Source organism: Sulfuriferula sp. AH1 (genome assembly GCF_002162035.1).
Taxonomy (GTDB): domain Bacteria; phylum Pseudomonadota; class Gammaproteobacteria; order Burkholderiales; family Sulfuriferulaceae; genus Sulfuriferula.
This window is the reverse complement of the sequence record NZ_CP021138.1, coordinates 1,295,737-1,322,108: the sequence shown is the minus strand read 5'-3', so window position 1 is coordinate 1,322,108 and position 26,372 is coordinate 1,295,737. Positions and strand designations below refer to the sequence as shown.

Here is a 26,372-nt window from a genome sequence, read left to right as displayed (position 1 = left end):
TCCCCTCCCGACCTGTTAGTGACCCAAATAAACTTCAATGACGCGTTCATCAGCCTGCACGTGTTCCATGGTGCCCTCTGCGAGTATCTTGCCCTGATGCAATACCGTGACCTTGTGGGCAATTTTCTTGACGAATTCCATGTCATGCTCGATTACCATGACCGAACGGTTCTGGCAGATGCGATTAAGCAGATCGGCGGTCTGATCACGCTCCTTGGCACTCATGCCAGCCACCGGCTCATCCAGCATCAATAGCTCCGGCTCCTGCATCAGCAGCATACCGATTTCCAGCCACTGTTTCTGGCCGTGACTCAGCAGCGCCGCTTCCATCTCCAGGGAATCTTCCAGCATTATTTCCCTTGCGATCTTGTGCACTTGTGCCACCACTTCATCGGTACGCTTGAAGGTCAGGCTTCCCCACACATTTCTGCCGCGGGGATAAGACACCTCCAGATTCTGATATACGCTGAGATTTTCATAAATCGATGGCGTCTGAAATTTGCGCCCCACGCCGGCACGCACGATCTCGTGCTCGGACAGTTTGGTCAGCTCCTTGTTGTTGAATTTGATCGAACCCGAAGTGGATTTGGTCTTGCCGCAGATCAGGTCGAGCACCGTGGTTTTGCCCGCGCCGTTCGGCCCGATCACTACCCGCAACTCGTTTTTGTCTATGTACAAGGTCAATGCATCGACAGCCTTGAAGCCGTCGAAAGACACCGTCAAATCTTCAATGGCAAGTACAAAGTCGGTATTGCTCATGCTTTTGCTCCTGCTGGCTCGGTGGAAACGGATGGCGTCGATACGGATTGAACAGGAGCCTCTGCGGATGATTCGATGTGTTCAGTCACGGCTTCAATCTGTGTGGACGCGGGCTTGATTTTGCGTTGTTTGTATTTCTTCACCAGATCAGTGAAAACACCGGCCAAGCCATTGGGGAAGAACATCACAACCGCGATGAACAGCGTGCCCATGAAGAACAGCCACAGTTCAGGGTAATGTTCCGAGAAGATGCTCTTGCCGAAATTCACCAGCAACGTGCCATACACCACGCCGATCAGCGACATGCGGCCACCGACAGCAGCAAAGATCACCATTTCGATCGAAGGCACGATGCCGATGAAGGTCGGCGACATGAAGCCTACCTGCAGCGTAAACATTGCGCCGCCGATCGCTGAAATCATCGCCGCAACACAAAACACGAATATCTTGAAATTGGACACGTCGTAACCGGAGAAACGTACCCGCTCTTCCTTGTCACGCATCGCCAGCAATAGCATGCCGAACTTGCTGGACAGGATCAGACGCGACACCAGGATGACGGACAGCAGCAGGAACGCATTGACGTAATACAGCACGTATTTGGCATGATCGGTACGAATATCCCAGCCCATCAGCGTTCTGAGGTCGGTGATACCGTTAACGCCGCCGGTGTAACCTTGCTGGCCGACAATCAGAATGGTCAGAATCAGCGCAATAGCCTGGGTGATGATGGCAAAGTACACCCCGCCGACACGACGCTTGAACATCGCAAAACCGATGATGAAGGCAAACAGGGTCGGCACCAGCAGCACCGCCAGCACGGTCAGGGTGAAGCTATGGAACGGCTGCCAGAACAGGGGGATAGCCGTAATCTGGTTCCAGTCCATGAAGTCGGGAATCCCCGGTGTAGTCTGTATCTTGGTGCTGACAGGGTCAGACGCTTCGAGCTTGAGGAACATGGCCATGCAATAGCCGCCCAGACCGAAGAATATCCCTTGGCCCAGGCTCAAAATGCCACCGTAACCCCATAACAGCACCAGGCTTACTGCGACAAAAGCGTAAGTCAGGTATTTGCCGACCAGACCGATACGAAACACATCCAGTCCCAGCGGCATCACGATCAGGATAAGAGCGGCCAGTATGGCCAGGGCGATTGCGCCCTGCTTGCCGCCCAACAGTTTATTTGCAAATGCGTTCATGTATATCTCCTATTTACTTGCGGACTTTGGCTGCAAACAGACCTTCAGGTCGCATCATCAGGATCATCACAATGACCAGCAGGGTTGAAACCTTGCCCATCGAGCTTGACATGAAGAACTGGAGAACAGACTGCGCCTGGGCGATGCCGAACGCTGACGCTATCGTCCCCACCAGACTGCCGGCTCCGCCGAATACCACCACCATGAAGCTGTCGACTATGTACAGCGATCCGCTGGTAGGCCCGGTAGAAGCGATCGTGGTGAATGCTGCGCCAGCCACACCGGCAATGCCGCAACCCAGCGCGAAAGTCACGCGGTCGACTTTTTTGGTATTGATGCCAACCGCGCCGGCCATGATGCGATTCTGCACGGTTGCCCTTACGTTCAGCCCCCAGCGGGAACGGAACATGAATAGAAATACGCCGAGCGTCACCACGGCTGCCAGACCCATGACGAACACGCCGTTAATTGGAATCTCGATATCGGGAGTAGGTTGAAATGCGCCCAAAAGCCATTGCGGCAACTCCGCACTGACTTCCTTGGCGCCGAACATGGAACGGAATATCTGCTGCATCACCAGACTCAAACCCCAGGTCGCCAATAGCGTATCCAGCGGTCGCTTATAGAGATGCCGGATCAGCACGAATTCCACCAGATAGCCGACAGCGAAAGCGATGATGAAGGCCGCAATAATGGCAAATACAAAGTAATAATTCACGATGCCGTATTTCACTGCCAGCTTGGACAAAAACACCGTGGTATAGGCGCCTATGGTCATGAATTCGCCGTGAGCCATATTGATTACGCCCATCTGACCGAAAATGATTGCCAGTCCCAGCGCCATCAGCAGCAATACACTAAACATGCTCAGGCCGGAAAAGCCCTGCATGACCACGATGTTCCCTATATCCGCCATCGAATATCCAAACATGATTAACGCTCCACTTTTACCAACAGGTTGTAACTTGCACAGAAGAGATATTGCCAAATACCACTTGCAGCGCTATCCGGCGGCGCAAGTGGGTCATACGCTTACTGATAACCTTTAGGGAAAGGATTGGGTTTGATCAGACCGGACTCATACACCACGTCAGCCTGGCCGTCTGCACGCCATTTACCGATACGCAGCTTGCTCCAGAGGTGGTGGTTGGGGTCGACCTTGACATAACCTTCAGGGGCGGTCTTCATCTCGTAACCTGGCAATGCGGCCACCACCTTGTCGACGTCGAAGCTGCCTGCACGCTCTACACCGGCTTTCCATAACCATGGACCAAGATAGGCGGCCTGAGTCACGTCACCGATAACGGCTTTGGCACCCCACATCTTCCTGAAGTCGGCAACGAATTTTTCGTTGTTTGGATTTTTCAGGCTCTGGAAATACTTCATCGCGGAATAGAAACCTTCCAGATTCTCACCACCGATGCCCAGCACTTCATCTTCAGTCACGGAAATTGTCAGCAAGGTTTGTTTCTTGGAGTTGATACCTGCGGCGTTCAGCTGCTTGAACCATGCAACGTTACTGCCGCCAACCACCGCCGCATAAATCACGTCAGGTTTTTTCAGCTTGATCTTGTTGATGACGGAACCGAACTGGGTATCGCCGAGCGCGATATATTCTTCACCGACCACTTTGCCGCCCAGATGCTGTTCGATATGCTTGCGGGCGATCTTCATCGAGGTGCGTGGCCAGATATAATCAGAGCCGATCAGGTAGTAGGTTTTGGCTTTCTTTTCTTTCGCTACCCAGTCCAGGCCGGCAAGAATCTGCTGGGTGGCTTCCTGACCGGTATAAAACACGTTCTTGGACTGTTCCAGACCTTCATAGAAAGTCGGGTAGAACAACAGACCATTGTCTTTCTCGAACACTGGCAATGCAGCCTTGCGTGAAGCCGATGTCCAGCAGCCGAACACCGTCGCTACGTGATCGTTTTCCAGCAGTTTTTTGGCTTTTTCGGCAAACGTCGGCCAATCGCTGGCGCCATCCTCCTGGATGATTTCGATCTTGCGACCCAAAATACCGCCGGCAGCATTGATTTGAGCAATCGCCAATTTTTCTGCCTGAATCGAACCGGTTTCGCTGATCGCCATGGTGCCGGTAGAGGAATGCAGTATCCCCACCTTGACGGTCTTGTCGGTCACCGCCAGCTTGGTCGTATTGACTTTCGCAGTCGAATAATCCGCTGCAAACGCAGATCCCGCACCCACGCCCATGCTCAATGCCAGCGAAGCACCGACGGCCGCTCCGGCAGTTTTCATAAATTGACGTCTATCATACTTACTCATCTGTTGCTCCTTATTAAGATTGCATGCAATTAATACCCCTCCCTATAGAAGAGCTAACCGTCCACTACGCCACATATACCCATCGCGTTTCTGTACATGCACATTTTTAGACTGGTATTCAACCATGAGCAATAGATGTGCCACATTGTCAGAATTGAAATATTCCAGTCAGGACATTTAGTTTTTTACTTTTATTTCATATTGTTATTTTTTGGCATAACCAGGTGAATGTCCTGTTTATCGCTCTCGGTTATCAGGCGTGAAGGAAAATAGCTCTATTTCCTGATAGGGCCTGAATAATTTTGTGCATAAAATATTCCTGATGCTCAATTTAGGTGCGTACCTGCAAGCTTGCCCAATCAGGAAAAATCACATAAATCACTTGCAAATACATAAATATCATTTTGAATAAAAATGAATTTATTGTTTATATAAAACGAAAAAACCGCTGATAAAACTATCAACGGTCTAATTTGATAAACAGGAAATCAGAGCAAATCAAAATCAATTGTGGCAGGATTCGTCCCGGCCAGTATTGAAGTTAATGCCCCAACATCCAGGGCCGTGCGGTTTTTCTGGTTTGCATTTCAAAGCCGCCGGTTTTTGCCGCCACCTTTTCCGCAGATTTTGATACCTTGCTACCGGAATTCGAACAGGTATGCGCCCCGCTGCATCCGCAGCTGCTACGGCGCCCGACTTTGGGCTCATGCGCAGATTTTTCATTGCATTCATAGGCGCTGCGCTGGGCTTTGCCTAAAATCGCCAATTGAGGCGCGGTAATCATGCGTTCGCACGCATTGCCGCAACCCGGACAGGCTACCGACATATCCGACTCGCTCATTTTTCGCAATGCAGTAAATGCACCGCACTGCAAACATTGATAATCATATATAGGCACGTTGTATCCTCACTCAGGACAGGTTACCTGCCTCCCGCACTACAACGGGCGGCAGCAAATCACATTGGATCAGGATGTCGAAGCAAGATCGGAAGTGCTGGTTACCAGCTTTAGCGGCCCTTCCGCATTCGGTTTCATGTCAAAATCGAAGATCTCGGTCGGCAGCCACAATGTGGCGCAAGCATTAGGGATATCGACGATGCCGCTGATATGCCCTTCCACCGGCGCGGTGCCCAATATCGCGTAAGCCTGCTCACCGCTGTAGCCGAATTTTTTCAGGTATTCGATTGCATTCAGGCATGCCTGACGGTAGGCGACGTGCGCATCCAGATAATATTGCTTACCCTTCTCATCAACGGAGATACCTTCAAAAATCAGGTAATCGTTATAGCGCGGCTCCATCGGACTGGGCTGGAATATCGGGTTCTTAATGCCGTATTTCGCCATGCCACCCTTGATGACAGAGACATGGATATCCAGATAACCGGCCATCTCGATCGCGCCACAGAACGTGATTTCGCCGTCGCCCTGGGAGAAGTGCAGATCACCCATCGACAAGCCGGCATCTTTGACATAAACCGGAAAATAGACACGTGAACCCTTGGAGAGATTCTTGATATCGCAGTTACCGCCATGCTCGCGTGGCGGTACGGTACGCGCAGCTTCCTTTGCGGCTTCTTTCGCAGCTTCGCCGGTCATCCGCCCCATCAGGGCCGTTTCAGCATAGGGCAAGGCTGCCAGCGGTGGCACACGCTCCGGATCGGTGCTCACCAGAGCGGCTTCGCGCTTGTTCCATTCATTCAGCAATTCGCGTGAAGGCAGACATCCGATCAGACCAGGATGCATGATGCCGGCGAATTTCACATTGGGGATATGCCGGGAAGTGGTATAAATGCCATGAAAATCCCAGCAGGCTTTACGTGCATCCGGATAATGATCGGTCAGAAAACCGCCGCCATTTTCCTTGGCGAACAGACCGGTAAAACCCCATTCCGACTCCTGAAATGCACCGACATCCAGAATATCGACGACCAGCAGATCGCCAGGTTCGGCACCTTCGACACCGATCGGGCCACTCAGATAATGCACCTTGGTCAGATCGACATCGCGTATATCGTTGGCACTATCATCATTACTAATCTGCCCGCCGGTCCAGTCGATGCATTCAACGCGGAACTCATCGCCAGGCTTCACCATGGCTACCATGGGGATATCCGGGTGCCACCGGTTATGCAACACGTCAGACTGTTCTTCGGGGACTTATTAAGATCTACTTTAATCAGCGTCTTGGGCACAGCAATCTCCTAGCAATCACTTGTCGTATCAACAGTTAAGACCAATACAGCCGTTGACCGGGCAGCAGACCTCTGCCCGGCCCCAACCATTAGAAGGTGTAGCTCAGGTTGCCGACCAGCTGGTTATCCTGCTTGATACCGTAACGGTTTTCGCCACCGAAGATATAGCTAAGACCACCTGATACATTCTTCAGGAACGGATAGCTGACACCCAGCGTCGCGTGACGGAATGCCGAGTTAACCTGATTGGCTGCGTAAGGCACATATAAATCAGTACTGGTTGCTTCAGTCTTTTTATAGGTGTAATAGCCGATGACTGCGCTTACATTGAGATCCTTCGGCAACGCATCGAAATGGACGCTGTCGTTATAGGTCGCCGTAAAGTAAGTGTCGCCTTTGTTACCGTAGGAAACGTCGTTCAGCAAGGTTTGCGCATTCAAACCGAACTGGTTGTAACTCAGACCCAGCATGGTTTCATATCCGGTGGCATTGGAGCTTGGCACGTAGTGGTAATTGGTCAGGCCGATCTGATAACCGACTGCACCGATCTTGCCTTTGTATCCGGCATACAGGTCATGCTCCATGGAAGTGCCCTGACCGTTAAACGACTTGTAGGAGTAACCCAGAGTCGAGAACCACCAGCCGGCATAAAAGCCGCTGTCGCTCACATAATCCAGACCGCCTTGCAATGCAGGACCTTCGCTCTCCGGTGCATCGCCATTCGCGTTGCCGCCTGGAATGCCGCTGGAACCATAAGTGGTGGTGATACCGCGCAGGACATATTTGGACACGACGTCAAGGTGGCCGGTCACGTCAGCTGCAGCAGGCAAGGATACGAACATGCAACCTAATGCACCGATAACTGCAGCCGAGGTAACGCTTTCTTTAGACTTAAACACCTTCATGAGGAAATCTCCCTAAGTTGAAAAAATTAGCGACAGAACAACATGTCAGTTGTGTGACAGCATTTACCGTGCCAGAAATCGAATCAAGGGAAAAATTTAATGCATATTAATTAAGTTTCATGCGGTTATATTAATTTTCCGGCATTTTCGGTCGGCTGCAATCCTTCATTTGGCATGCACTAAAGCTGCGCAAGGCAGGGTTAGCATGCACCCTTATCGATCATTTTCACGATGGATAATGCATGAATAAACAGACACGGAATACAGACGCACACCTTCCAGAAAAATTATCAACCCATTGAATCAAATGATTTTAATTTGATTCATTCGTCCATTTCCGGTAACTGGCACAAGCTTTGCGTAAAAGAAGGCAGGACGGGATTGCCGCTGCACTGGCAGCGCTTTCACACAAATGTCTGTATCAGGATTGCTAGGGTTCCGGTTCCAGTTACATGGAATGTCTGGTCCGAGAGCGATCCGGCCTCAAGGTGAGGTTCCACGGAGGGATAAAAGCCCGGGAGAGAGCGCAGTTGCTTTCCCGTTTCCTTTAACCTTTACAGGAGCCAGTCATGTCAATAGCACCCGCCAAATCGTTCAAGAAAATCTGCCTTGCTTCAATGATGCTTGCTGCGGCAAGCATCAATCCTGTCGCTGCACACGCTGCCACCTCAATGAAAATCGGTACCGTCGTATGGATAGGCTATGGCCCGTTCTTCGTTGCCGATGCCAAGGACTTCTACAAAAAGTATGACCTCAAGGTCACCTTGCAAATGTTTACCGACCCTGCGCTTATCCCGACTGCGATCGCCAGCCACTCCGTGGACGGCGGCATGCTGACTTACGATCAGGTGATCGGATCGGACGCCAAAGGACTGGCACATAAGGTAGTCATGCCAATCGACTATTCGAACGGCGGTGACGCGATCGTGGCCACAACCGCCATTACCAGGGTCACCGACTTCAAAGGCAAGAAAATCGGTTTCAATCCTTTGTCCCCATCCGATTTCCTGCTGTCCTACGCGATGAAAAAGAACGGCCTCTCTGAAAAAGACTACGAAGCCGTGCCGATGACGCCGGAAGCCGTGCCTGCCGCGATGGCCTCAGGCGGTATCCCTGTCGGCGTAACGTATGAACCGAGCCTGTCGCAGATTCTGAGCCAGGGCGGCGGCAAGAAATTCCATGTGGTGTTCTCTTCCAGGAATGCACCGGGTCTGATCGCTGACGTGCTGGTATTCGACCAGAAATACATCCAGGCTCACCCCAAGGAAATCAAAGGCCTGATCGAAGCGTATGTGGACGGCATGGCTTACATGAAAGCGCACCCTGACGAATCGGCCAGGATCATCGGCAAAGCCATGGGTATCAGCGGCAAGGAAGTCATGGAGCAGATGAGCGGCGTGTATAACATCCCGCTGGCGGAAATGCCCAAGGCTTTCGTCAAATCAGCGGAAACCACTTCCTACTATGCCAGCGGCGAAGTCATCAGCAGCATCCTCAAGAACAAGGGTCAGATCACGACCATTCCTGCAACTGAAACCACGATCGACAGCCAGTTCGTCAAATCGCTGGTCAAGTAAGTTTGGCAGGTCGCGCCCGCCCCCGTGGGGCGACCTTGCTCAAGGAGAATGTCATGCTGCAACAAAAATTTCGCTACGCCGACGGTGTCTTGCCGAACGTAATAGCCTTATCCTATACATTAGGCGCTTATCTTGGCGGCGTCATTCTGCTCGCACTGGCACCTTTGCCGGGCCAGATCATCGGCACCCTGCTGGTTGCGCACGCCTTGATACTGTCCGGCTATTTCTTTCACGAGTTTGCTCATAACTCCATATTCAAGGACGCGGCTGACAATGGCCGCTGGGGCACCTTGATGACCTGGATTAACGGCTCCTGCTACGCTACGTTCAACGACCTGCGGCGCAAGCATGTGCGTCACCACGTCGATCGCGCCGACGTCATCACCTTCGACTTCAAGGAATTTCTGCTCAAGTCGCCTGCCTGGTTTCGCCGGCTGGTGCTCGCACTGGAATGGGCTTACATCCCCGCAGTGGAACTCATCATGCACGGCTACGTGATACTGCAGCCCTTCATCGCTACGGAGAAGAAACAAAACCGCGGCCGTGTTCTGGCCATTATCGCTGTGCGCACAGCAGTCTTTGCTGCGCTGGGCTGGCTTGCTCCTGTCGGATTGCTCGGTTACGCCGTCGCCTATTTGATCATGTTGCATGTACTGCGTTTTGCCGATGCGTATCAGCATACCTATGACGCCTTCGCCATCCTGCAGGGCGGAACTATTCCCGAAGACAAGGTGCGCGATCACGCTTACGAGCAGCGCAATACCTATTCCAATCTGGTTTCCGTGGCACATCCGCTGTGGAATCTGCTGCTGTTGAACTTCTCCTATCACAATGCCCATCACGAACGTCCGATAGAGCCCTGGTACCGGTTGCCGCAATTGCATCAAAAGCTGTTTGCAGACGCATACCCACAAGTGCTGCCGATGAGCACGCTACTGGCCGCCCATCATCGTTACCGGGTCAAACGCATTCTGTCCGACGACTACGGCGATGTGCCCGAATTGCCGACTGGCCAACTCGACCCGTCCGCATTCTACGGCGCTGTCGGTGTGTCATTCCTGACGGCGGTATGAACCATGCCCTTTCTTGATTTTGCAGGCCGCACTATCGTCATCAGCGGTGCCGCCAGCGGCATAGGGCTGGGTATTGCCGAGGCATTCGCCGCGCACGGCGCCAGTCTGGAGCTGATCGACCGCAATCCAGAAGCGCTGACAGCCATCGCTCGGCGGCTGGCGCGCAGGGCAGACATCACCTCGCACGCCCTGAATCTGACCGATGCCGGGCAGATCCATGCGCTGGCAGATGATCTGGAACGGCGGCAGATAAGCATCCATGCATTGATCAACAATGCCGGCATCGAATATCCGACGCCGCTTGGCGATGCTGCGCCCGATGCCGAACAGCGCTGGCAAGACCTGTTGCACAACAACGTCAGCAGCATGTACCTGCTGACCCGGGCACTAACGCCGCTGATTCATGAATCCGGCAGCGTCATCAATCAGTCTTCGATCTGGGGGCTGAGCGGCGTGGCGGACTTTTCCGCCTATGTCACCAGCAAACATGCGGTTATCGGCCTCACCCGCTCGCTGGCATGGGAATTGGGTAGACATAAAATCAGAGTGAATGCAGTGTGTCCGGGCTGGGTTGCCACTGATGCCGCCATGCGCTCCATGCGTGCCATGGCGGAAACCGAAGGCAAGTCAGCGTCGCAAATGATAGACGAAATCCTGGCGCAGCAAGCCATACCCGAACTGCTCAATCCGGTCGATATCGCCGGCACTTTCCTGTTCCTCGCCTCCCCCCATGCACTCGCGATTACCGGACAGACCATCGTCGTCAGCAATGGAGAAGTCATGCATTGACCATCATGAATATCAGCTTACACAACAAAACCGCTATCGTAACCGGTGCCGCCACCGGCATCGGACGAGCCATTGCCATCATGCTCGGACAGGCCGGAGCACGGGTCATCGTCAATCACCTCAACCGCGCGCGGGAAGCCGACCAGGTAGTACAAGCCATTGCCGCTGCAGGCGGATGGGCTGCCGCCATCGAAGCCGACGTGACCAACGCGCATCAGGTACGGCAGATGGTCGAAAGCTGCAATCAAATCGATATTCTGGTGAATAACGCCGGCGTAATTGCGGAGAAACCGTTCCTCGACATCACTGAGCTCGAATGGGATCACGTGCTGAACAGCGACCTCAAATCGGTGTTTCTATGCAGTCAGGCCGTACTCGGCCGCATGGCGAAACAGGGCACTGGCATCATCGTCAATATCAGCTCCGATCTGGGATATCTGGGTCGCGAACAGTACGCGTCATATTGTGCAGCCAAGGCGGGCGTTATCGGTCTCACCCGCTCGCTGGCGCGTGAATTCGCGCCGGCCATCCGCATCAATGCGGTAGCCCCGGGACCGGTGAACACCGCTATGCTGTCAACTGAATCCATGTCGATGGAATGGATAGCGAAGGAAAAGGACATTCCTTACCAACGCTTTGCGGAGCCTGACGAGATTGCCGCCACGGTACTTTTCCTGATATCCGATTACGCCCGTTTTTATTGCGGCCAGGTGCTCGGCCCCAACGGCGGATCGATCATGCCATGAGCCATCCGGCTCGCACCATCCCCCAAACCTGGCTGCCGCTCACTGTATTGACCTTTTCCGCCGCCATGTGGGGCGTTACCTGGTGGCCGCTCAAGCAATTCGGTACTGCCGGATTATCCGGCCCGCTGATCTCCCTCGCCAGCTATGGGCTGGTAGGACTGCTCGGCCTGCCCCTGCTGCTGCGGGAACGCCATCTCTGGCAGGGACAAATCAGCTTGCTGCTGTTGCTCGCACTTTTGGGCGGCTGGGCCAACGCGTCTTTTGTGCGGGCGTTGACGACTGGCGACGTGGTGCGCGTCATGCTGCTGTTTTATCTGGCGCCAGTATGGTCGGTGATCGGCGGCAGACTGTTTCTGCAAGAGAGGGTTACCCGGCGCCGCATGCTGGCCGTATTCATATCCATTTTTGGTGCATTCCTGGTCATCGGCGGTGCCGCGGCATTTACCGCACCGTTATCGGTAGCCGATCTGCTCGCACTTTCCGCCGGACTCGCTTTTGCCGGCAACAATCTGGTCACGCGCGCCGCCCAGGCCATCCCCATGATTTCCAAAACCGTCGCCGTATTCATCGGCTGCGGTGTCATATCCGCGCTGATGGTCTGGCAGCAAAGCGCCGCACAGCCCGACTGGTCGCCGAATTTGCTGATTGCGCTGACAGCCTTCGGCTTCGGCTGGCTGATTCTGGCCACCTTTACCACGCAATACGGCGTTACTCATCTGGAAACAGGCCGTGCCGGCATCATACTGATAGTGGAACTGCTGGCTGCAGTGATCTCTGCGGTGATAGTCGGCGGCGAACAGCTTTTACCGCGTGAATGGATGGGCGGCACGCTTATTGCTTCAGCTGCAGTAATCGAAGCGACAGCTAGCGCTGACGAATCTCATAAGGAAAACCGTGAATACCGTTAACATGAATACAATGAGCTGGGTTGCTTACCGCGACCGTATCGCCACAGCCAATCCACCCATTTTTCTGCCAGTTGGCGCGCTTGAACAGCACGGCCCGCACCTGCCGCTAGGCACCGACGCCCTGCTGTCGGCCGCCGTTGCAGCCAGCGCTGCCGAACAGATAGACGGCATCGTTGCACCTGCCCTGTCTTATGGTTACAAATCGCAACCCAAATGCGGTGGCGGCCAGCATTTCTGCGGCACTACTTCAGTCGACGCACAAACATTGATTGGCCTGGTACGCGATACGGTCCGCGAATTCGCCCGTCATGGCGTGGAAAAGCTGGTCGTCGTCAACGGCCATTACGAGAACCAATGGTTCATCACAGAAGGCATCGATCTGGCGATGCGCGACCTCCAGCCCGGCGCCAAAATACAAGTCATGCGCATGGAATACTGGGATTTCCTGACTGCAGCCACTTTGCGCGCGGTGTTCCCCGACGGCTTTCCCGGCTATGCGCTGGAGCATGCTGCCGTCATCGAAACCTCGCTGATGCTGCATTACCACCCGGAACTGGTGCGGCTCGACCTGATTCCGGATGACGGCCCGGCGAATTTTCCGGCTTACGATATTTATCCCGCCGATCCCGACTGGGTACCGCCATCGGGTGTGCTATCTTCGGCGCGCGGTGCCGATGCGGTCAAAGGCGAAATCATGGCCACCGAATTGGCAGCCTGCATCGCAAAAGCCGTGATGACGGAATTCGAACGAGCGTGATCATGAATCTTGCACACCCTCACCCTTCCCCCAAGCTAAATCGCGCTGCATTGCTCGTCATCGACATGCAGCGCGATTTTTGTGCCACCGGGGGCTACGCCGAAACAGCGGGGCTCGACATTGAAAATCTGCGCAAACCCATCCCGCAGATTCAGAAACTGCTGGGCGCAGCCCGCGAACAGGCGATGCTGGTCATCCATACACGTGAAGGCCATCGCAGCGATCTGCTGGATTGCACGCCAGCCAAAAGGTTGCGCAGCGACTATGCCGCCGCTCCTGTCGGTTCATCCGGCCCGATGGGCAGGCTTCTTGTCCGCGGCGAATACGGACATGACATCATCGATGAGCTGGCTCCGCATGCAGGCGAACCTGTCATCGATAAGCCCGGCTATGGGCATTCCACCAGACCGATCTGGAAATCATCTTGCGCAGCCAGGATATCCGGCAGCTCATCCTGACTGGCGTTACCACTGAAGTATGCGTGCAGTCCACCTTGCGCGAGGCCGTGGACAGGGGCTACGAGTGCATGACCGTCAGCGATGCGTGCGGCTCGGCCTATCCGGAGCTGCATCACGCCAGCATGGCAATGATCGCCGTCGAAGGCGGCATATTCGGCAAAGTCGTCAGCACCCGGGCGATGCTCGAAATGATGAAGTCATCCTCTGTGGAGAATCGCGATGATGACGCAAGTTAAAAAACTGTGGCCGCTGCTGACGGCCACCCACCATTACGACAAGTCGCTATCGACTCGCCATCGTGGCCAGGGACAGATCATCGAGGCGCCTATTCTCGCTTATCTCATCGAAACGGCAAACGGCCGGATCCTGTATGACGTCGGCTGCGATTACAACAAGATTGCAGACCCGGCCCGGCAGCAGCATTACTACGATCCGGAAATATTCCCTTTCGGTCCGCCGGAAATGGATGAATCGCAACGCCTGCCCACCCATCTGGCACGCATGGGCCTGACGCCGGCTGATGTGGATGTCGTATTCATCGGCCATTTGCACTTCGATCATGCCGGTGGATTGTGCGACGTCTGCGGCACCGAAGTGCATGTGCAGCAAGACGAGCTGGATGCAGCATTATCCGGCCAGGATATTGCCTATTTCCCCGATGATTTCAATGGCCAGTATCCATGGAAAATGATGCAGGGAGAATACGACGTGGCACCGGGTGTACGTGCCGTATCCTCGCCCGGCCATACCGCAGGCCACATGTCGCTGTGGATCGAATTGCCGAAAGGACCGCCCGTCATTCTGTGCGGTGACGCCGCCGATCTGGCGGAAAACATTGCGGAGGAGATTCCGCCGGGCCTGTGCTGGCAAGAACAGGAAGACCAGGCCATAGCCAGCATACGCAAACTCAAGAAACTGGCGGCAGAGGAAAATGCGATCCTCTGGCCCAATCACGATATCAACTTCTGGAGAACGTTGCGTCAGTTCCCCGAATTTCATGAATAGGCCACCCATGACAATACCCTTTCTGAATGTGGTCAAAAGCACCCCTCCCCGTGCGTCGCAAAAACCGGCAGGAGGACTGGACCCGACCTGTCTGATCAATACCATCACCAGCGATCTGGTAGGCATGATTTATCGCTGCAATATCGATGAATTGGGAACGATGGAGTTTGTCAGCGAAGGCTGTCTGAAGCTGACCGGATACCGTCCCGATGAGCTGATTTTCGATAGCCGCATTTCATACGGACAGATCACCCATCCCGACGATCTGGAGCGCGTGAATGCGAGCATCCATGCTGCTTTGGAGGAGCGGAACAGTTATGACACCGAATATCGCATCATTCGCGCCGACGGTTCCATACGCTGGGTATCGGAACGCGGAGTAGGCGTGTTCGATCAGCACGGCCAGCGCATCGCCATCGAAGGCTTTATCCAGGACATTACCGATCGCATCAGCACCAATAAAGCCTTGCATGAAGCATTAAGACGTTACCGCAGCATCTTCGAACATGCGACCGAAGGCATCTTCCAGACCACCCCCAACGGGCGCTATATCGATGCCAACCCAGCATTGGCACGCATTTACAACTACCCCAACCCTGAAGCCATGATCTCCGCATTGCAGGATATTCGGCATCAACTGTACGTCAATCAGTCGCGTCGCGACGAATTCGTGCGGCTCATGTTCGAGCATGGCAGTGTGCGCAATTTCGAATCCCAGGTATATCGCCAGGACGGCAGCATCATCTGGATCTCGGAAAATGCACGGGCGGTAATGGACTCCAACGGCGCCGTGCAGTTCTACGAAGGCACCGTCGTCGATATCACTGAACGCAAATATCACGAAGAAGAGCTGCAATACCAGGCCAGCCATGACATTCTCACCGGCTTGCCCAACCGCATGCTGCTCATGGACAGGATAGAACGCGCCATCAGCCGCGCCAAACGCGAATCGCGGAAAGTTGCGGTGGTATTCGTGGATCTTGACCATTTCAAGCTCATCAACGACAGTCTCGGTCATCATGTCGGCGACCGATTGCTGCTCGAAATATCATCGCGCCTGAGCGCTTGCATCCGCAACCAGGATACGGTCGCCCGTCTGGGCGGAGATGAATTCGTGCTGGTATTGACCGAACAGACAAACGAACCCGGCGTCATTCATATCATTCGGCGCTTGCTGGAAGTCATTTCCCAACCCTGGATGGACGAACAGCACGAATATTCGCTGAGCTGCAGCATAGGCATCAGCTGCTTCCCCTGTGATGGCGATAGAGCCGATACGCTGCTGCAATGTGCCGACGCGGCCATGTACGAAGCGAAGAACGCCGGCAGAAACACCTTCCATTTCTATACGCCGGAATTGAATCAGGCCGTGACCGAACGTCTCGAATTGGCCAATGACCTGCGCCGTGCAGTGGAACGCGACGAGTTCCGCGTCTATTATCAGCCGCGCGTTGATGTCGCCAACGGCAGAGTCATCGGCGCCGAGGCACTTATTCGCTGGCAGCATCCGGAAAAAGGGCTGATCCCCCCCGACAGCTTCATCCCCATTGCGGAAGAAACCGGCCTGATCGTTCCTATCGGTCAATGGATATTGCACGAGGCATGTCGACAGAATCGGGCCTGGCACGATGCGGGGCTGCCTCCGATCAGCGTATCGGTAAACCTCTCCCCTATCCAGTTTCGTCAACCCGGCCTGATCGATGCGGTCACCAACGCACTGGTGCAATCCGGCCTGGACGCCAGCTACCTGGAACTGGAGCTCACCGAATCCTTCTTCATGCAGGACGCGGAACGCATCAATGTTGCCATCACCGCGCTGAAATCGCTTGGAGTAGCATTAGCGATAGATGATTTTGGCACAGGCTATTCCAGCCTGAGCTACCTGAAGCGCTTCCCGGTGAACCACCTGAAGATAGACAAAAGTTTTGTACAGGAAATCGACATCAATCCGGACGATGCCGCCATTGTCCGCGCCATCATCACGCTGGGCCATGAACTGGGACTAAAAGTCGTTGCGGAAGGCGTGGAAACACAGGCGAATTACGAGTTTCTGCAACAGCATCATTGCGACGAGATTCAGGGATACTATTTCAGCCGTCCAGTGCCGGCTCCCGATATGGGAATCCTGCTGCAAAACAAATTATGCCAACTACCCTGCGATAACAACGCAAGCATCTGAAAAATCCTGCCAAATCGGCCACAAAAATCATGGTAATCCCCCTCCAGTAAATAAAGGTATTTAGAAGTAGAATTTTGATTCAATTGATGGGGTGCAGAACTTTGCCACAAACTGGCCATGGACTTACAATCACGAGCGACCTAACATGGCCATTGGTGGCATCACACCAATACAGAAGCTGGCCTTGGCCGCTTAAGCTCTACTTTTAGACGCCCCTAAAAAGGGGGGGTACCCACAATGTTTTCGTTCCCCAGCAAGATCAACAAGAAGCCAAATGATATCATCAACAGCGGAATACCAATTATCCATCGCTGCCGGCCTCTTGCTTTTTCAAGTATTTCTTGCTGCACAAACTCCTCCCCTTTCTGCATTTCCTGAAATACTTGAGTATAGGATGACACGCTTCTCAATTCCTCATCAGTAAGCCCCGCCCCCTGCCAACGACTATCACGTTCTTTTTCTATCAAACGATGCGCTTCAAAATAATAATGACGCTCATCATTTCTCGAAGTCAGTAAGGTTTTCGATTCGCCCGCACTGAGAAATTTACTCAACATACAGGGCGACTGCCTCTCCATGATTTCAAGTAAGGGCTGATCCGCATGAGGAAACAATATCAGCCAGGCACTGGAAGCAAGGGAAACAACGACTATCAATATGGCGCTCACCTTAATGTACCTGATCAGCGTGCCTATTTTTTGCTTGATTGAGGTAAAGAAAAAAGGGCGCATTATCGCAGCGATGACAAGCGTTCCCGCAAAAGCCACTACCATAGTTGCCCCGGTAGGCAAGTCCATTAAATATGAAGTACCTAACCCAGCTATACCGGCAAGCGCACCAGCAATCCACCCGATCAATAGCCTGGACAAAATACTGGTAGCGTAGAGCACACCAATGACAGAAGGAATAATCAAAAATGAGAAAACAAGCAACACGCCCCCAATGGCAACCGAACTGGTTACCACCACACCAAAGGAAGCGTAAAACAAAAAGTCCCATAACCATAATCTGATGTTCTTTTCCCGAGCTTGCTCGGGATTGAAGCTAATCATCACAAACTGTTTTCTGAAGACCCAGTGGAAAAGCCCGACAAAACCATAAAGTGTCGCCAGTCTGATCAAATCATTATTCGTAATAGTCAGAATACTTCCGATTAGCAGTTGCTTGATATGTTCGGCCCCCTGCGGCGCCTTGTCGATCAGCAAAAAAGCGGCGGCTGCACAGGCCACATAGATGATGCCGACAAAAGTTTCCTGGGAGACCTTCCCGCTCCAATGCCGGCTAAAAGAAAGTAACGCGGCACCCAGCAGGGTAAAAAAAAGCGAATAGCCATATACGGCAGCGCTCTGCGGCATATGACCAAGCATAAACGCTACGGTGGCGCCAAATGCGGAAATTTGTGCAAGCGCCAAATCAACAAAAATAACATTGCGACGCAGCACATGTATCCCGAGATAGGTATGTATTACAGTCAAAAGCAAGGTAGCAATGAAGGGAGGTATCAATAATTGAAATACAACATTCATAAATTTTCTCTCAATCAGCTCTACTAAATGCTTGAACCAGCTGAGTTACGTTATATTCCATCATTGAGAAATACGTATCCTTCCCAGCAATAACGCCCACTGAAGGTGCCAACTCCAGCACCTTTGCCCCAGTTTTTCCGGCGAGCAGTCCAGGCGTCCGAGTCGGCTCAAATGGTGCCTTGATAATTACTCTAACGTGCTGCGTTTGCATTTCTGTCAGCAATTCGACCAGATGCGCTGTACTTGGTGGCACATCTACTTTAGGTTCTATGTAATCAATGATGTTGAGCCGAAAACGTCGAGCAAAATAGGGCCAACTATTATGGTATGCGATGATGGGAACACCCCGGAATCTGGCAAGTCGGCCGGTCCAGCCATTTATTTCATGCGTTAGACGGGATAAGAATACTGTACGATTCTTCTCATATATTTGGGCATGATTGACATCCAATTTCAACAAGCCCTCCAGTATGGAAGCCGTGATTATTCTGGCATTTTCCGGGTCTAGCCAATAATGAGGGTTACCTGCGCCATGGTTATGCCCTATGGATGGTCCGAAAGATACCGAGCGAATCTCGAGCAGCGCAATTCCCTTAGACGCATCTATATAGCCGCGCCCTCCAGGCAACAGGTCTGGGTTACCCGCCTCCTGCAATAATCTGTCTAGCCATAGATCGTAATCCAATCCGACTCGTACCACCATTTTTGCGTTTTTTAGCCTCAGTATATCTGTCGGACGAGGCTGGAATTCTTCCTGATCCTGTGCCGGCGAGGCAATTGCAGTCACGTCTGCCAATGTTCCGGCAACAGCCTGTACCAAATTTTGCATATCCGAGGTAGTCGTGACTATCCTGAATTTATCTTCAGCCGACACTGAAAACGATGCCAGCAATAGCATCATTATCATTACTGTCAAAAATCTTTTTATCATGTCGTCATAATTTGCTGACCATTTTTGCTCGGCAGGTTAATTTTCCATCCGAAAAACCGGGAAAATGCCGAGGTTCCGCCCGGTTTAAACATGCCTTATTTTTTGGCTACCCAGAGGCTTTTCGGCATCAGGCAATGTACGCTTTTGGAATCATCGGACAAATCGCCTAAACGGCAATCCATGGACATGCTCGCAAGCCCGTAAGAATCCAGACGTGACAAGCCTTTCTTCTCCTGCAACAGACCAATCATTGCCATTGACGCTTGATCCATGGCTTTATTCAGATCAGCATCAGTTGCAGTAGTAACCCAATAGCGGTTGGTTTCAGCAACAGGATGATCCACTGTGATTGTGGATTTGGCATCCTTCGGATTCATGCAATACACACCTTTTTTGATATTAACCACTTCCGAAATACGACAGTCCGATACTTTCTGCATCAGGCCGACAGCTTTTTCCGGGGAGATGCCACGTTGCTGGCCAAGATATTTGCCCGTTTCAGCTTTCGCTATGTCCCAGGCCTTGTTAAGATCATTGTCATATCCCATTGTGATCCAGTTCCTGGATGTTTCAATCCGAGGCCAATCAAGTTTGGTGCCCTTGATGACATCAACGGTGATATTCATTTCCTTGAAGGCGGTTTCCAGTGCAGTAAGGTTAATTTCGCCGTTGCCTTGTGCCGCATGCGAGTCGCCGCTCCATAATAGTGCGCCTTTCACAAACACAGGCAAGTACAACGTAGTGCCTTCAGTCAACTCGCGAATATCCATATTTCCGCCGAATGGTCCCGGTGGAACCGAGCTATATTTACCGGGTTCTGCTCGCGCAACGCCTATCGTTCCAGGAAAAGGGTGCAATGGGATTTCAATTCCCGGTGCAAATTCAGTCACTTTTTTATCCATATCCAGATAAAAATATTTAACCTGACCATCCTGGAATTCCTTGGGAAATTCACCGAACATGCCGGGAATATTGAAATTTGTTGCGTAAGAACGTGGCATAATCTTGTTGATATGTATCTTCAATACATCGCCCGGCTCAGCACCTTCCACAAAAATCGGCCCTGTGAGGGTATGCGGCCCACGTCCCGGATTGTCAATCCGCAGTTTTTTAATGGTTTCCAGTGTCGTGCCAGGCACAATCTGATTATGGGAATGCATCATGGTTTCCAGTGCAACGGTATCGCCAGGCATAATAGTCATGACCGGGGTTTGTGCATTGTCAAACCATCCCCATTGTGTGGTTTCCATAGTTGCAGGAAGCAAATGCAGCTTACCTGAAACATGGGCTGCCGGAACAATACGAAGCTTTTCTTCCATTGACAGTTGCTCATAAGTATACGCACCTACACCGAATGTAGCACCAGCCAGCGCCAAGCCCACAGATAACTTCCATTTACTCATTGATTTCATTTACTTTCCTTTAAATTATCCGTTAATCTTTTAAATTAACTTCTGCAGGATGGGATTATGATCTTGTTGTGCTTTGACGGCCATGAATAAGCAACAAGCATGCCAGATAGCTTTATTTAAAAAACAATGAAAATATATGTATCTCATCAACGCCCAATTCCCGTACATAGATTTATATACAGACAATCACAAATAAAAGCATCCGGTATAATGACTCATTTATTTACATTTGCTTTTCAAATAGATGCGCCAGCTGTTCAGATGCGTAATATCAATAGCATCAGCAATTGCATAGCTTTCGCATACAAAACCGGCAACCCGAGTACCGTCTGCCAGCGTAATCGTGCCTATGCCCAGCGGTGCAGGTATCCCGGCCGCGAACGAGCCGAATTCGCGCGCCGGCATTTCCCATACTTCCACCGCAATCGCACCGCCCTGTTCGCCAGGCTGTACGCGCACCATGCCCGGACGATATGGCGGGCCACCGGCTAACGCATAAAACCTGTAATCCGGCGAACTGGTCGTAACCTGCACCAGCCGCGCGCCGCGCTGGATGAGCTGCCAGTTCAGCGGCAGGCCGGATAAATGCGCACCGCACACCGCTACCCGTACCTGGCCAGACGGCAGCACCGCAGTCAATTCGACTGACAAGGCTGGCTGCGCGATAGCGGTCGCCCCCAGCGGAGTCGCCACAGCCTGCTGACAGCGCGCTGCAAGATGCAGCAGCGGCACATCCTGATGTGCAGGCGCTACCAATGTGATGCCGAACGGCAATCCGTCCCGCTGGAATCCGGCAGGTACCGACACCGCCGCATAATCGAGCAGATTCATGAAGTTGGTGTAATAACCCAGATTCGAGTTCAGCCTGATCGGATCGGCCTGCATCTCGGCTATCGTGTAAATCGTCCCGGCAGTCGGCGTCACCAGGCAGTCCACCGCTGCCCATACCTTATCAGCCTGGCGCTTCAGTTCACGCAAGCGGTATTGTCCGGCAAAGGCATCTGCTGCGGAATAGCGCGCTGCACCTCCGATGATTTCCCGCACCGGCGCAAATATCCTGTCGGCATGTGCGTCAAAAAAACCCTTGATCGCCACATAACGCTCCGCCACCCATGGGCCGTCATACAGCAACCGCGCGGCTTCCAGGAACGGTGCCAGGTCTATCTCTATCGCCACTCCGCCGAGCTCATGCAGCCGGGCTACCGCATCGCGGAACAGGCGTTCCGCTTCAGCGTTGCCGAAAAACTGCAATTGCTCGGTACGCGGTACGCCGAAGATAAACGTTGCGGCGCGGCCGAAATCGAAACCGTGCCCTTCCACTTTACGCGAGTAAATATCCGCTTCGTCGATACCGGCCGCAGCGGCGACGACCTGCTCCGCATCCTGCGCGGTCAGGGTGAATACCGACACCGTATCCAGCGAACGGCAAGCCGGCACTACTCCGGTAGTCGATAGCCAGCCGCAAGTCGGCTTGTGTCCGACCAGATTATTGAATGCCGCGGGCACGCGACCGGAGCCGGCGGTATCGGTACCCAGACTGAAACTGACCCAGCCTTTGGCGACGGCAACTGCCGATCCGGCACTGGAGCCGCCGGAGATATACTCGGGATCAAAGGCATTGCGACAGGCGCCGTAAGGCGAGCGCGTGCCATTGAGGCCGGTTGCAAACTGATCCAGATTGGTCTTGCCAACCGGAATGGCACCGGCATCGATCAGCCGCTGCACTACCGTAGCACTTTGCTCCGGCACATACGCAAATTCCGGGCACGCGGCAGTGGTCGGTACATTAGCCAGATCGATATTATCCTTGATGGCAAACGGTATCCCATACAGCGGCAGCTGCGCCGGATCCTTGTCCGCCAGTGCATCTGCGTAGGCATACAGCTGCTCTGCAGGCAGCTGATAAATCCAGGCATTATCAGTATTATTCCCGGCAGTACGTGCCAGCACCACATCCACCAGCGCACGTGGCGTCAGCGCACCCGCACGATACAACGCCTGCAAATTGGCGATATCCAGACTCAAGTTTTCCACATCATTCCCCTTGTATTACCAGCAAGTCCTGTCCGGCAGCAATCTGGCTGCCCTCGCGACAGAACATACGTATTATTTTTCCGGCAACCGGCGCTACCACGTTGATTTCCATCTTCATGGATTCGATGATCAGCAGGGTATCTCCCGCCTGCACCGTATCGCCTTCCGCCACTTCTATCTTCCAGATATTTCCCGCCACATGCCCCGCAACAGCACGACTGTTAGGCGGCAAATCCAGCTCGCTATCGGTTGCCGCTTCGGCAACGGTAACATCCGATGCATAATCAGCCTGGCCGTTTGCCTGCCAGCGCTCGCGCTCGGCATTGAAAGCAACATGCTGCTTGTCCCTGAATGCGGCAATGTCGGCATTGTTGTCCTGCAGGAACTGGTTGTATTCGCGCAGGCTGAATGTGGTTTCTTCCACTTTGAGCTTGAACGTACCCGCAATAAAATCTTCGCGCAGTTGCAGCAATTCGTCTTCCGACACTGGATAAAAGCGGATCTGGTCGAAGAAGCGCAACAACCATGGCTTACCGTCGATGAAATCGGCAGTCTGCTTGTAGCGGTTCCACATCTGTATGGTGCGGCCGACAAACTGGTAACCACCGGGGCCTTCCATGCCGTACACGCACATGTAGGCACCGCCGATACCGACGGCGTTTTCCGGCGTCCAGGTGCGCGCCGGATTATATTTGGTGGTCACCAGTCTATGCCGTGGATCCAGCGGTGTGGCGACTGGTGCGCCCAGATAGACGTCACCCAGACCCATCACCAGATAGCTGGCGTTGAACACGATTTCTTTCACCTGCTCGATACTGTCCAGCCCGTTCATGCGGCGGATGAACTCGATATTGCTTGGGCACCAGGGCGCATCCTTGCGTACCGACTGCATGTATTTTTCTATCGCCAGACGAGTGGACGGATCATCCCACGACAATGGCAGATGTACGATACGGGCAGGCACAACCAGATCCTCAATATTGGCGAGGGCAGATTCCGCCATGGCCAGCGCATCCATCAATTGCGGCAGCGGCAGCCGCTGATTGTTGTAATGCACCTGCAGCGAACGGATGCCGGGAGTCAGGTCGATGATGCCGGGGATATTCTTCTGCTGCAGACAGGTCATCAACGCATGCACACGAAAGCGTAGATTGATGTCCAGCACCAGCGGACCGTACTCCACCAGCAGATACTTGTCGCCGGCTGGCCGGTAAGTCACCGCGACCTGCCCGTCCTGGATTTCGAGCCGATGCAACACCGGGGTAGACGTTGTCATGGTGAAAATATTCATGTCTGCTGCCGGTGTCAGAGTAGCGATGGCGCTATCCTGAGCCTGTTCGCGCTGCATCGCCTCATCCAGCCCGATACGCCTGAAGCGCACCGTGTTGCCGGGACGCAGCTGCCCCATCTTCCATAATTCGGCCTGGACGATGGTCGCAGGGCACACGAAACCACCCAGACTGGGACCATCCGGGCCCAGGATCACCGGCATGTCGCCGGTAAAATCCACTGCGCCGATGGCATAGGCATTGTCGTGAATATTGGACGGATGCAAGCCTGCCTCGCCGCCATCAGTCCGCGCCCATTGCGGCTTGGGGCCGATCAGGCGTACCCCGGTGCGGCTGGAGTTGTAATGCACTTCCCAGTCGGTGGCAAAGAACATGTCGATATCGGCATCGGTAAAGAAATCCGGGGCGCCATGCGGGCCGTACAGCACGCCGATGTCCCAATGGCTGTGGTATTCGGGTATCAAAGCCGCATCCAGCGCCACATCGGCTTGCACAGCAGCAGGCGTTGCCCCCAGATGCAGCACATCACCCACCCGCAACGTGCGTCCTGCATGACCGCCGAATTGACCCAGCGTAAAGGTTGATTTGCTGCCCAGATAGTCCGGTACGTCAAAACCGCCCGCTACCGCCAGATAGCTGCGGCAGCCGTCGCCCTGTATGTTGCCCAGACGCAATACGCTGCCAGCCTTGACCGGTTGCGCACGCCAGAAATCAAACGCTTCACCATCCAGTTCGGCCGTCATGCCCGCCCCGGTTAGCGCGATCACACTGTCACGGTTGAAGCGCAGGGTCGGCCCGGCCACGGTCAATTCCAGTCCGGCGGCATTATCGGCGTTGCCCAGCAAGCGGTTACCCAGACGGAATGCCAGTGCGTCCATGGGGCCGGAAGGCGGCACGCCGACGTCCCAATAGCCCTGCCGTCCGGGGTAATCCTGAATGCTGCTCTGCACGCCGGGCTCCAACACGTCGATAGTCGCTGCCTGATAATGCAGCGCATTCAGATAGCGCGTAGTCTGCCTGCCCGCGACAAACACGTGGTCGCGGATAATCTGGCGCAGATAATCCAGATTGCACTCGATACCGGCAATACGGGTCGCATCCAGCGCGCTTTGCATGCCGGCAATGGCCTGTTCGCGGTCGGCGGCGGTAACGATGATTTTCGCTACCATCGGATCGTAGAATGGAGGGATATTGCTGCCGCGTTCGACCCAGGTATCGACGCGGGCGCTCTCCGGGAACACGACTTCGGTGAGCACGCCGCTGGACGGCTGGAAATTCTTGCCGGGATCTTCGGCGTACAGGCGCACCTGTATCGAGGCTCCGCATGGATTGATGGTCATGCTGTCGAGCGCAGGCAAGTCATTTGCGGCCTGACGCACCATCCACTCAACCAGATCGATGCCGGTCACCTGTTCGGTGACGCCATGCTCCACCTGCAGCCGGGTATTGATTTCGAGGAAGTAAAACTCGCCGTTCTGCGCGTCATAGACGAATTCCACCGTACCGGCAGACTGGTAGTTCACCGCCTTGCCGAGTTGTACTGCGGTTGCCAGCAAACGCGCACGTTGCGCATCAGTCAGCCCCGGTGCCGGGGTTTCTTCTATCACCTTCTGGTTACGGCGCTGCACCGAGCAATCGCGTTCGCCCAGAGCGACCACATTGCCCTTGCCGTCGCCGAAGATCTGCACTTCGATATGGCGCGCCTGCTCGACGTATTTTTCCAGATAGATACCGGCGTCCTTGAAGTTGGCGCTGGCCAGCCGTGCGACCGACTGGAATGCTTCCAGCAGCTCGTCAGCGCTCCAGATCAGGCGCATGCCGATACCGCCGCCGCCTGCGGTGCTTTTGAGCATGACCGGATAGCCGATGCGTGCGGCTTCGGCCTGGGCATGACCGGCGTCGGCCAGCAGCCCGCTACCGGGCAATAATGGCACCTGATTCTGCTCGGCGATTTCGCGTGCCGTATGCTTGAGACCGAAGCGCCGCATCTGATCCGGCGTCGGGCCGATGAACACGATGCCGGAAGCAACACAGGATTCGGCGAATGCGGCATTTTCGGAAAGGAAGCCGTAACCGGGATGGATGGCCTGGGCGCCGGTCTGTTGGGCGACTTCCAGTATCCTTTCAGCGCGCAGATAGCTTTCTGCGGCGGGCGCCGGCCCTATGCACACGGCTTCGTCAGCCTGCGCCACATGCAGCGAATAGGCATCGGCCTCGGAATACACAGCGACCGAACGGATACCCAGCTGTTTCAGTGTCCGGATAATACGGCAGGCAATGGCGCCGCGGTTGGCTATCAACACTTTATCAAACATGATCTTGTTCCCATTTCATAACGGGTCGTCCCAT

General features: G+C 53.8%; 19 protein-coding genes, 2 pseudogenes and 1 riboswitch. Of the genes and pseudogenes, 9 read left to right on the top strand and 12 right to left on the bottom strand.

Annotation, left to right across the window (positions count from 1 at the left end; all coding sequences use genetic code 11):
- Positions 1 to 15: 15 nt before the first annotated feature.
- The 7 genes and pseudogenes from urtD to CAP31_RS06690 all read right to left on the bottom strand — a co-directional run bounded on the left by urtD (position 16) and on the right by CAP31_RS06690 (position 7,339).
- Positions 16 to 759, bottom strand: coding sequence for an urea ABC transporter ATP-binding protein UrtD (gene urtD / locus CAP31_RS06720; protein ID WP_087446827.1), 744 nt, complete (start codon positions 757 to 759; stop codon positions 16 to 18).
- Positions 756 to 1,958: an urea ABC transporter permease subunit UrtC gene (urtC, locus tag CAP31_RS06715; protein ID WP_087446826.1), complete on the bottom strand. Its 1,203-nt coding sequence runs from the start codon at positions 1,956 to 1,958 to the stop codon at positions 756 to 758. Before urtC ends, urtD begins: the two co-directional genes overlap by 4 nt.
- 13 nt (positions 1,959 to 1,971) lie before the next feature.
- Entirely contained in the window at positions 1,972 to 2,889 is a 918-nt protein-coding gene (urtB, locus tag CAP31_RS06710; protein WP_087446825.1) for an urea ABC transporter permease subunit UrtB, read from the bottom strand.
- A gap of 101 nt (positions 2,890 to 2,990) precedes the next feature.
- Complete coding sequence (gene urtA / locus CAP31_RS06705) at positions 2,991 to 4,241, bottom strand: urea ABC transporter substrate-binding protein (protein ID WP_087446824.1); 1,251 nt, start codon at positions 4,239 to 4,241, stop codon at positions 2,991 to 2,993.
- Positions 4,242 to 4,782: 541 nt separating this feature from the next.
- Positions 4,783 to 5,139, bottom strand: coding sequence for an FmdB family zinc ribbon protein (locus CAP31_RS06700; protein WP_087446823.1), 357 nt, complete (start codon positions 5,137 to 5,139; stop codon positions 4,783 to 4,785).
- 69 nt (positions 5,140 to 5,208) lie between these two features.
- Positions 5,209 to 6,434: pseudogene (gene fmdA / locus CAP31_RS06695) on the bottom strand (formamidase).
- 89 nt (positions 6,435 to 6,523) lie between these two features.
- Positions 6,524 to 7,339: a TorF family putative porin gene (locus tag CAP31_RS06690; RefSeq protein ID WP_087446822.1), complete on the bottom strand. Its 816-nt coding sequence runs from the start codon at positions 7,337 to 7,339 to the stop codon at positions 6,524 to 6,526.
- 419 nt (positions 7,340 to 7,758) lie between these two features.
- Positions 7,759 to 7,862: riboswitch (guanidine-I (ykkC/yxkD leader) on the top strand.
- 46 nt (positions 7,863 to 7,908) lie between these two features.
- Here CAP31_RS06690 and CAP31_RS06685 point away from each other — a divergent pair.
- The 9 genes and pseudogenes from CAP31_RS06685 to CAP31_RS06645 all read left to right on the top strand — a co-directional run bounded on the left by CAP31_RS06685 (position 7,909) and on the right by CAP31_RS06645 (position 16,831).
- Positions 7,909 to 8,916: an ABC transporter substrate-binding protein gene (locus CAP31_RS06685; protein ID WP_189836657.1), complete on the top strand. Its 1,008-nt coding sequence runs from the start codon at positions 7,909 to 7,911 to the stop codon at positions 8,914 to 8,916.
- A 53-nt stretch (positions 8,917 to 8,969) separates the two neighbouring features.
- Entirely contained in the window at positions 8,970 to 9,989 is a 1,020-nt protein-coding gene (locus CAP31_RS06680; RefSeq protein WP_087446821.1) for a fatty acid desaturase, read from the top strand.
- 3 nt (positions 9,990 to 9,992) lie between these two features.
- Positions 9,993 to 10,778 (top strand): SDR family NAD(P)-dependent oxidoreductase, encoded by a 786-nt coding sequence (locus CAP31_RS06675; protein WP_087446820.1) that lies wholly within the window; start codon positions 9,993 to 9,995, stop codon positions 10,776 to 10,778.
- Between the two features lie 5 nt (positions 10,779 to 10,783).
- On the top strand, positions 10,784 to 11,524 hold the full coding sequence (locus tag CAP31_RS06670) for an SDR family NAD(P)-dependent oxidoreductase (RefSeq protein WP_087448298.1): 741 nt from the start codon (positions 10,784 to 10,786) through the stop codon (positions 11,522 to 11,524).
- Positions 11,521 to 12,432: a DMT family transporter gene (locus CAP31_RS06665; RefSeq protein ID WP_087446819.1), complete on the top strand. Its 912-nt coding sequence runs from the start codon at positions 11,521 to 11,523 to the stop codon at positions 12,430 to 12,432. Before CAP31_RS06670 ends, CAP31_RS06665 begins: the two co-directional genes overlap by 4 nt.
- Positions 12,419 to 13,189: a creatininase gene (locus CAP31_RS06660; RefSeq protein WP_223247404.1), complete on the top strand. Its 771-nt coding sequence runs from the start codon at positions 12,419 to 12,421 to the stop codon at positions 13,187 to 13,189. The genes CAP31_RS06665 and CAP31_RS06660 overlap by 14 nt, the downstream gene beginning before the upstream one ends.
- 2 nt (positions 13,190 to 13,191) lie before the next feature.
- Positions 13,192 to 13,883: pseudogene (locus tag CAP31_RS06655) on the top strand (cysteine hydrolase family protein).
- On the top strand, positions 13,867 to 14,652 hold the full coding sequence (locus CAP31_RS06650; RefSeq protein ID WP_223247403.1) for an N-acyl homoserine lactonase family protein: 786 nt from the start codon (positions 13,867 to 13,869) through the stop codon (positions 14,650 to 14,652). Before CAP31_RS06655 ends, CAP31_RS06650 begins: the two are co-directional and overlap by 17 nt.
- Before the next feature lie 7 nt (positions 14,653 to 14,659).
- Positions 14,660 to 16,831 carry a bifunctional diguanylate cyclase/phosphodiesterase gene (locus CAP31_RS06645; protein WP_087446817.1) on the top strand — a complete coding sequence of 724 codons (2,172 nt, stop codon included), beginning with the start codon at positions 14,660 to 14,662 and terminating at the stop codon, positions 16,829 to 16,831.
- Between the two features lie 215 nt (positions 16,832 to 17,046).
- Here the strand turns inward: CAP31_RS06645 and CAP31_RS06640 are convergent, their stop codons facing one another.
- The 5 genes from CAP31_RS06640 to uca all read right to left on the bottom strand — a co-directional run bounded on the left by CAP31_RS06640 (position 17,047) and on the right by uca (position 26,338).
- Positions 17,047 to 18,357 carry a metal ABC transporter permease gene (locus tag CAP31_RS06640; RefSeq protein ID WP_087446816.1) on the bottom strand — a complete coding sequence of 437 codons (1,311 nt, stop codon included), beginning with the start codon at positions 18,355 to 18,357 and terminating at the stop codon, positions 17,047 to 17,049.
- A 10-nt stretch (positions 18,358 to 18,367) separates the two neighbouring features.
- Positions 18,368 to 19,288: a metal ABC transporter substrate-binding protein gene (locus tag CAP31_RS06635; protein ID WP_087446815.1), complete on the bottom strand. Its 921-nt coding sequence runs from the start codon at positions 19,286 to 19,288 to the stop codon at positions 18,368 to 18,370.
- A gap of 95 nt (positions 19,289 to 19,383) precedes the next feature.
- Positions 19,384 to 20,700: an acetamidase/formamidase family protein gene (locus tag CAP31_RS06630; protein ID WP_087446814.1), complete on the bottom strand. Its 1,317-nt coding sequence runs from the start codon at positions 20,698 to 20,700 to the stop codon at positions 19,384 to 19,386.
- 219 nt (positions 20,701 to 20,919) lie between these two features.
- The gene (atzF, locus tag CAP31_RS06625) at positions 20,920 to 22,734 is read right to left on the bottom strand and encodes an allophanate hydrolase (protein WP_087446813.1); all 1,815 of its coding nucleotides are present in this window, start codon (positions 22,732 to 22,734) and stop codon (positions 20,920 to 20,922) included.
- A gap of 1 nt (position 22,735) precedes the next feature.
- On the bottom strand, positions 22,736 to 26,338 hold the full coding sequence (uca, locus tag CAP31_RS06620) for an urea carboxylase (RefSeq protein WP_087446812.1): 3,603 nt from the start codon (positions 26,336 to 26,338) through the stop codon (positions 22,736 to 22,738).
- Positions 26,339 to 26,372 lie beyond the last annotated feature (34 nt).

What these genes read in the sequence shown, in the direction of transcription:
- urtD (WP_087446827.1), bottom strand. Translation starts at nt 759, where the DNA reads ATGAGCAATACCGACTTTGTACTTGCCATTGAAGATTTGACGGTGTCT.
- urtC (WP_087446826.1), bottom strand. Translation starts at nt 1,958, where the DNA reads ATGAACGCATTTGCAAATAAACTGTTGGGCGGCAAGCAGGGCGCAATC.
- urtB (WP_087446825.1), bottom strand. Translation starts at nt 2,889, where the DNA reads ATGTTTGGATATTCGATGGCGGATATAGGGAACATCGTGGTCATGCAG.
- urtA (WP_087446824.1), bottom strand. Translation starts at nt 4,241, where the DNA reads ATGAGTAAGTATGATAGACGTCAATTTATGAAAACTGCCGGAGCGGCC.
- CAP31_RS06690 (WP_087446822.1), bottom strand. Translation starts at nt 7,339, where the DNA reads ATGAAGGTGTTTAAGTCTAAAGAAAGCGTTACCTCGGCTGCAGTTATC.
- CAP31_RS06685 (WP_189836657.1), top strand. Translation starts at nt 7,909, where the DNA reads ATGTCAATAGCACCCGCCAAATCGTTCAAGAAAATCTGCCTTGCTTCA.
- CAP31_RS06680 (WP_087446821.1), top strand. Translation starts at nt 8,970, where the DNA reads ATGCTGCAACAAAAATTTCGCTACGCCGACGGTGTCTTGCCGAACGTA.
- CAP31_RS06675 (WP_087446820.1), top strand. Translation starts at nt 9,993, where the DNA reads ATGCCCTTTCTTGATTTTGCAGGCCGCACTATCGTCATCAGCGGTGCC.
- CAP31_RS06670 (WP_087448298.1), top strand. Translation starts at nt 10,784, where the DNA reads ATGAATATCAGCTTACACAACAAAACCGCTATCGTAACCGGTGCCGCC.
- CAP31_RS06665 (WP_087446819.1), top strand. Translation starts at nt 11,521, where the DNA reads ATGAGCCATCCGGCTCGCACCATCCCCCAAACCTGGCTGCCGCTCACT.
- CAP31_RS06650 (WP_223247403.1), top strand. Translation starts at nt 13,867, where the DNA reads ATGATGACGCAAGTTAAAAAACTGTGGCCGCTGCTGACGGCCACCCAC.
- CAP31_RS06645 (WP_087446817.1), top strand. Translation starts at nt 14,660, where the DNA reads ATGACAATACCCTTTCTGAATGTGGTCAAAAGCACCCCTCCCCGTGCG.
- CAP31_RS06640 (WP_087446816.1), bottom strand. Translation starts at nt 18,357, where the DNA reads ATGAATGTTGTATTTCAATTATTGATACCTCCCTTCATTGCTACCTTG.
- CAP31_RS06635 (WP_087446815.1), bottom strand. Translation starts at nt 19,288, where the DNA reads ATGATAAAAAGATTTTTGACAGTAATGATAATGATGCTATTGCTGGCA.
- CAP31_RS06630 (WP_087446814.1), bottom strand. Translation starts at nt 20,700, where the DNA reads ATGAAATCAATGAGTAAATGGAAGTTATCTGTGGGCTTGGCGCTGGCT.
- uca (WP_087446812.1), bottom strand. Translation starts at nt 26,338, where the DNA reads ATGTTTGATAAAGTGTTGATAGCCAACCGCGGCGCCATTGCCTGCCGT.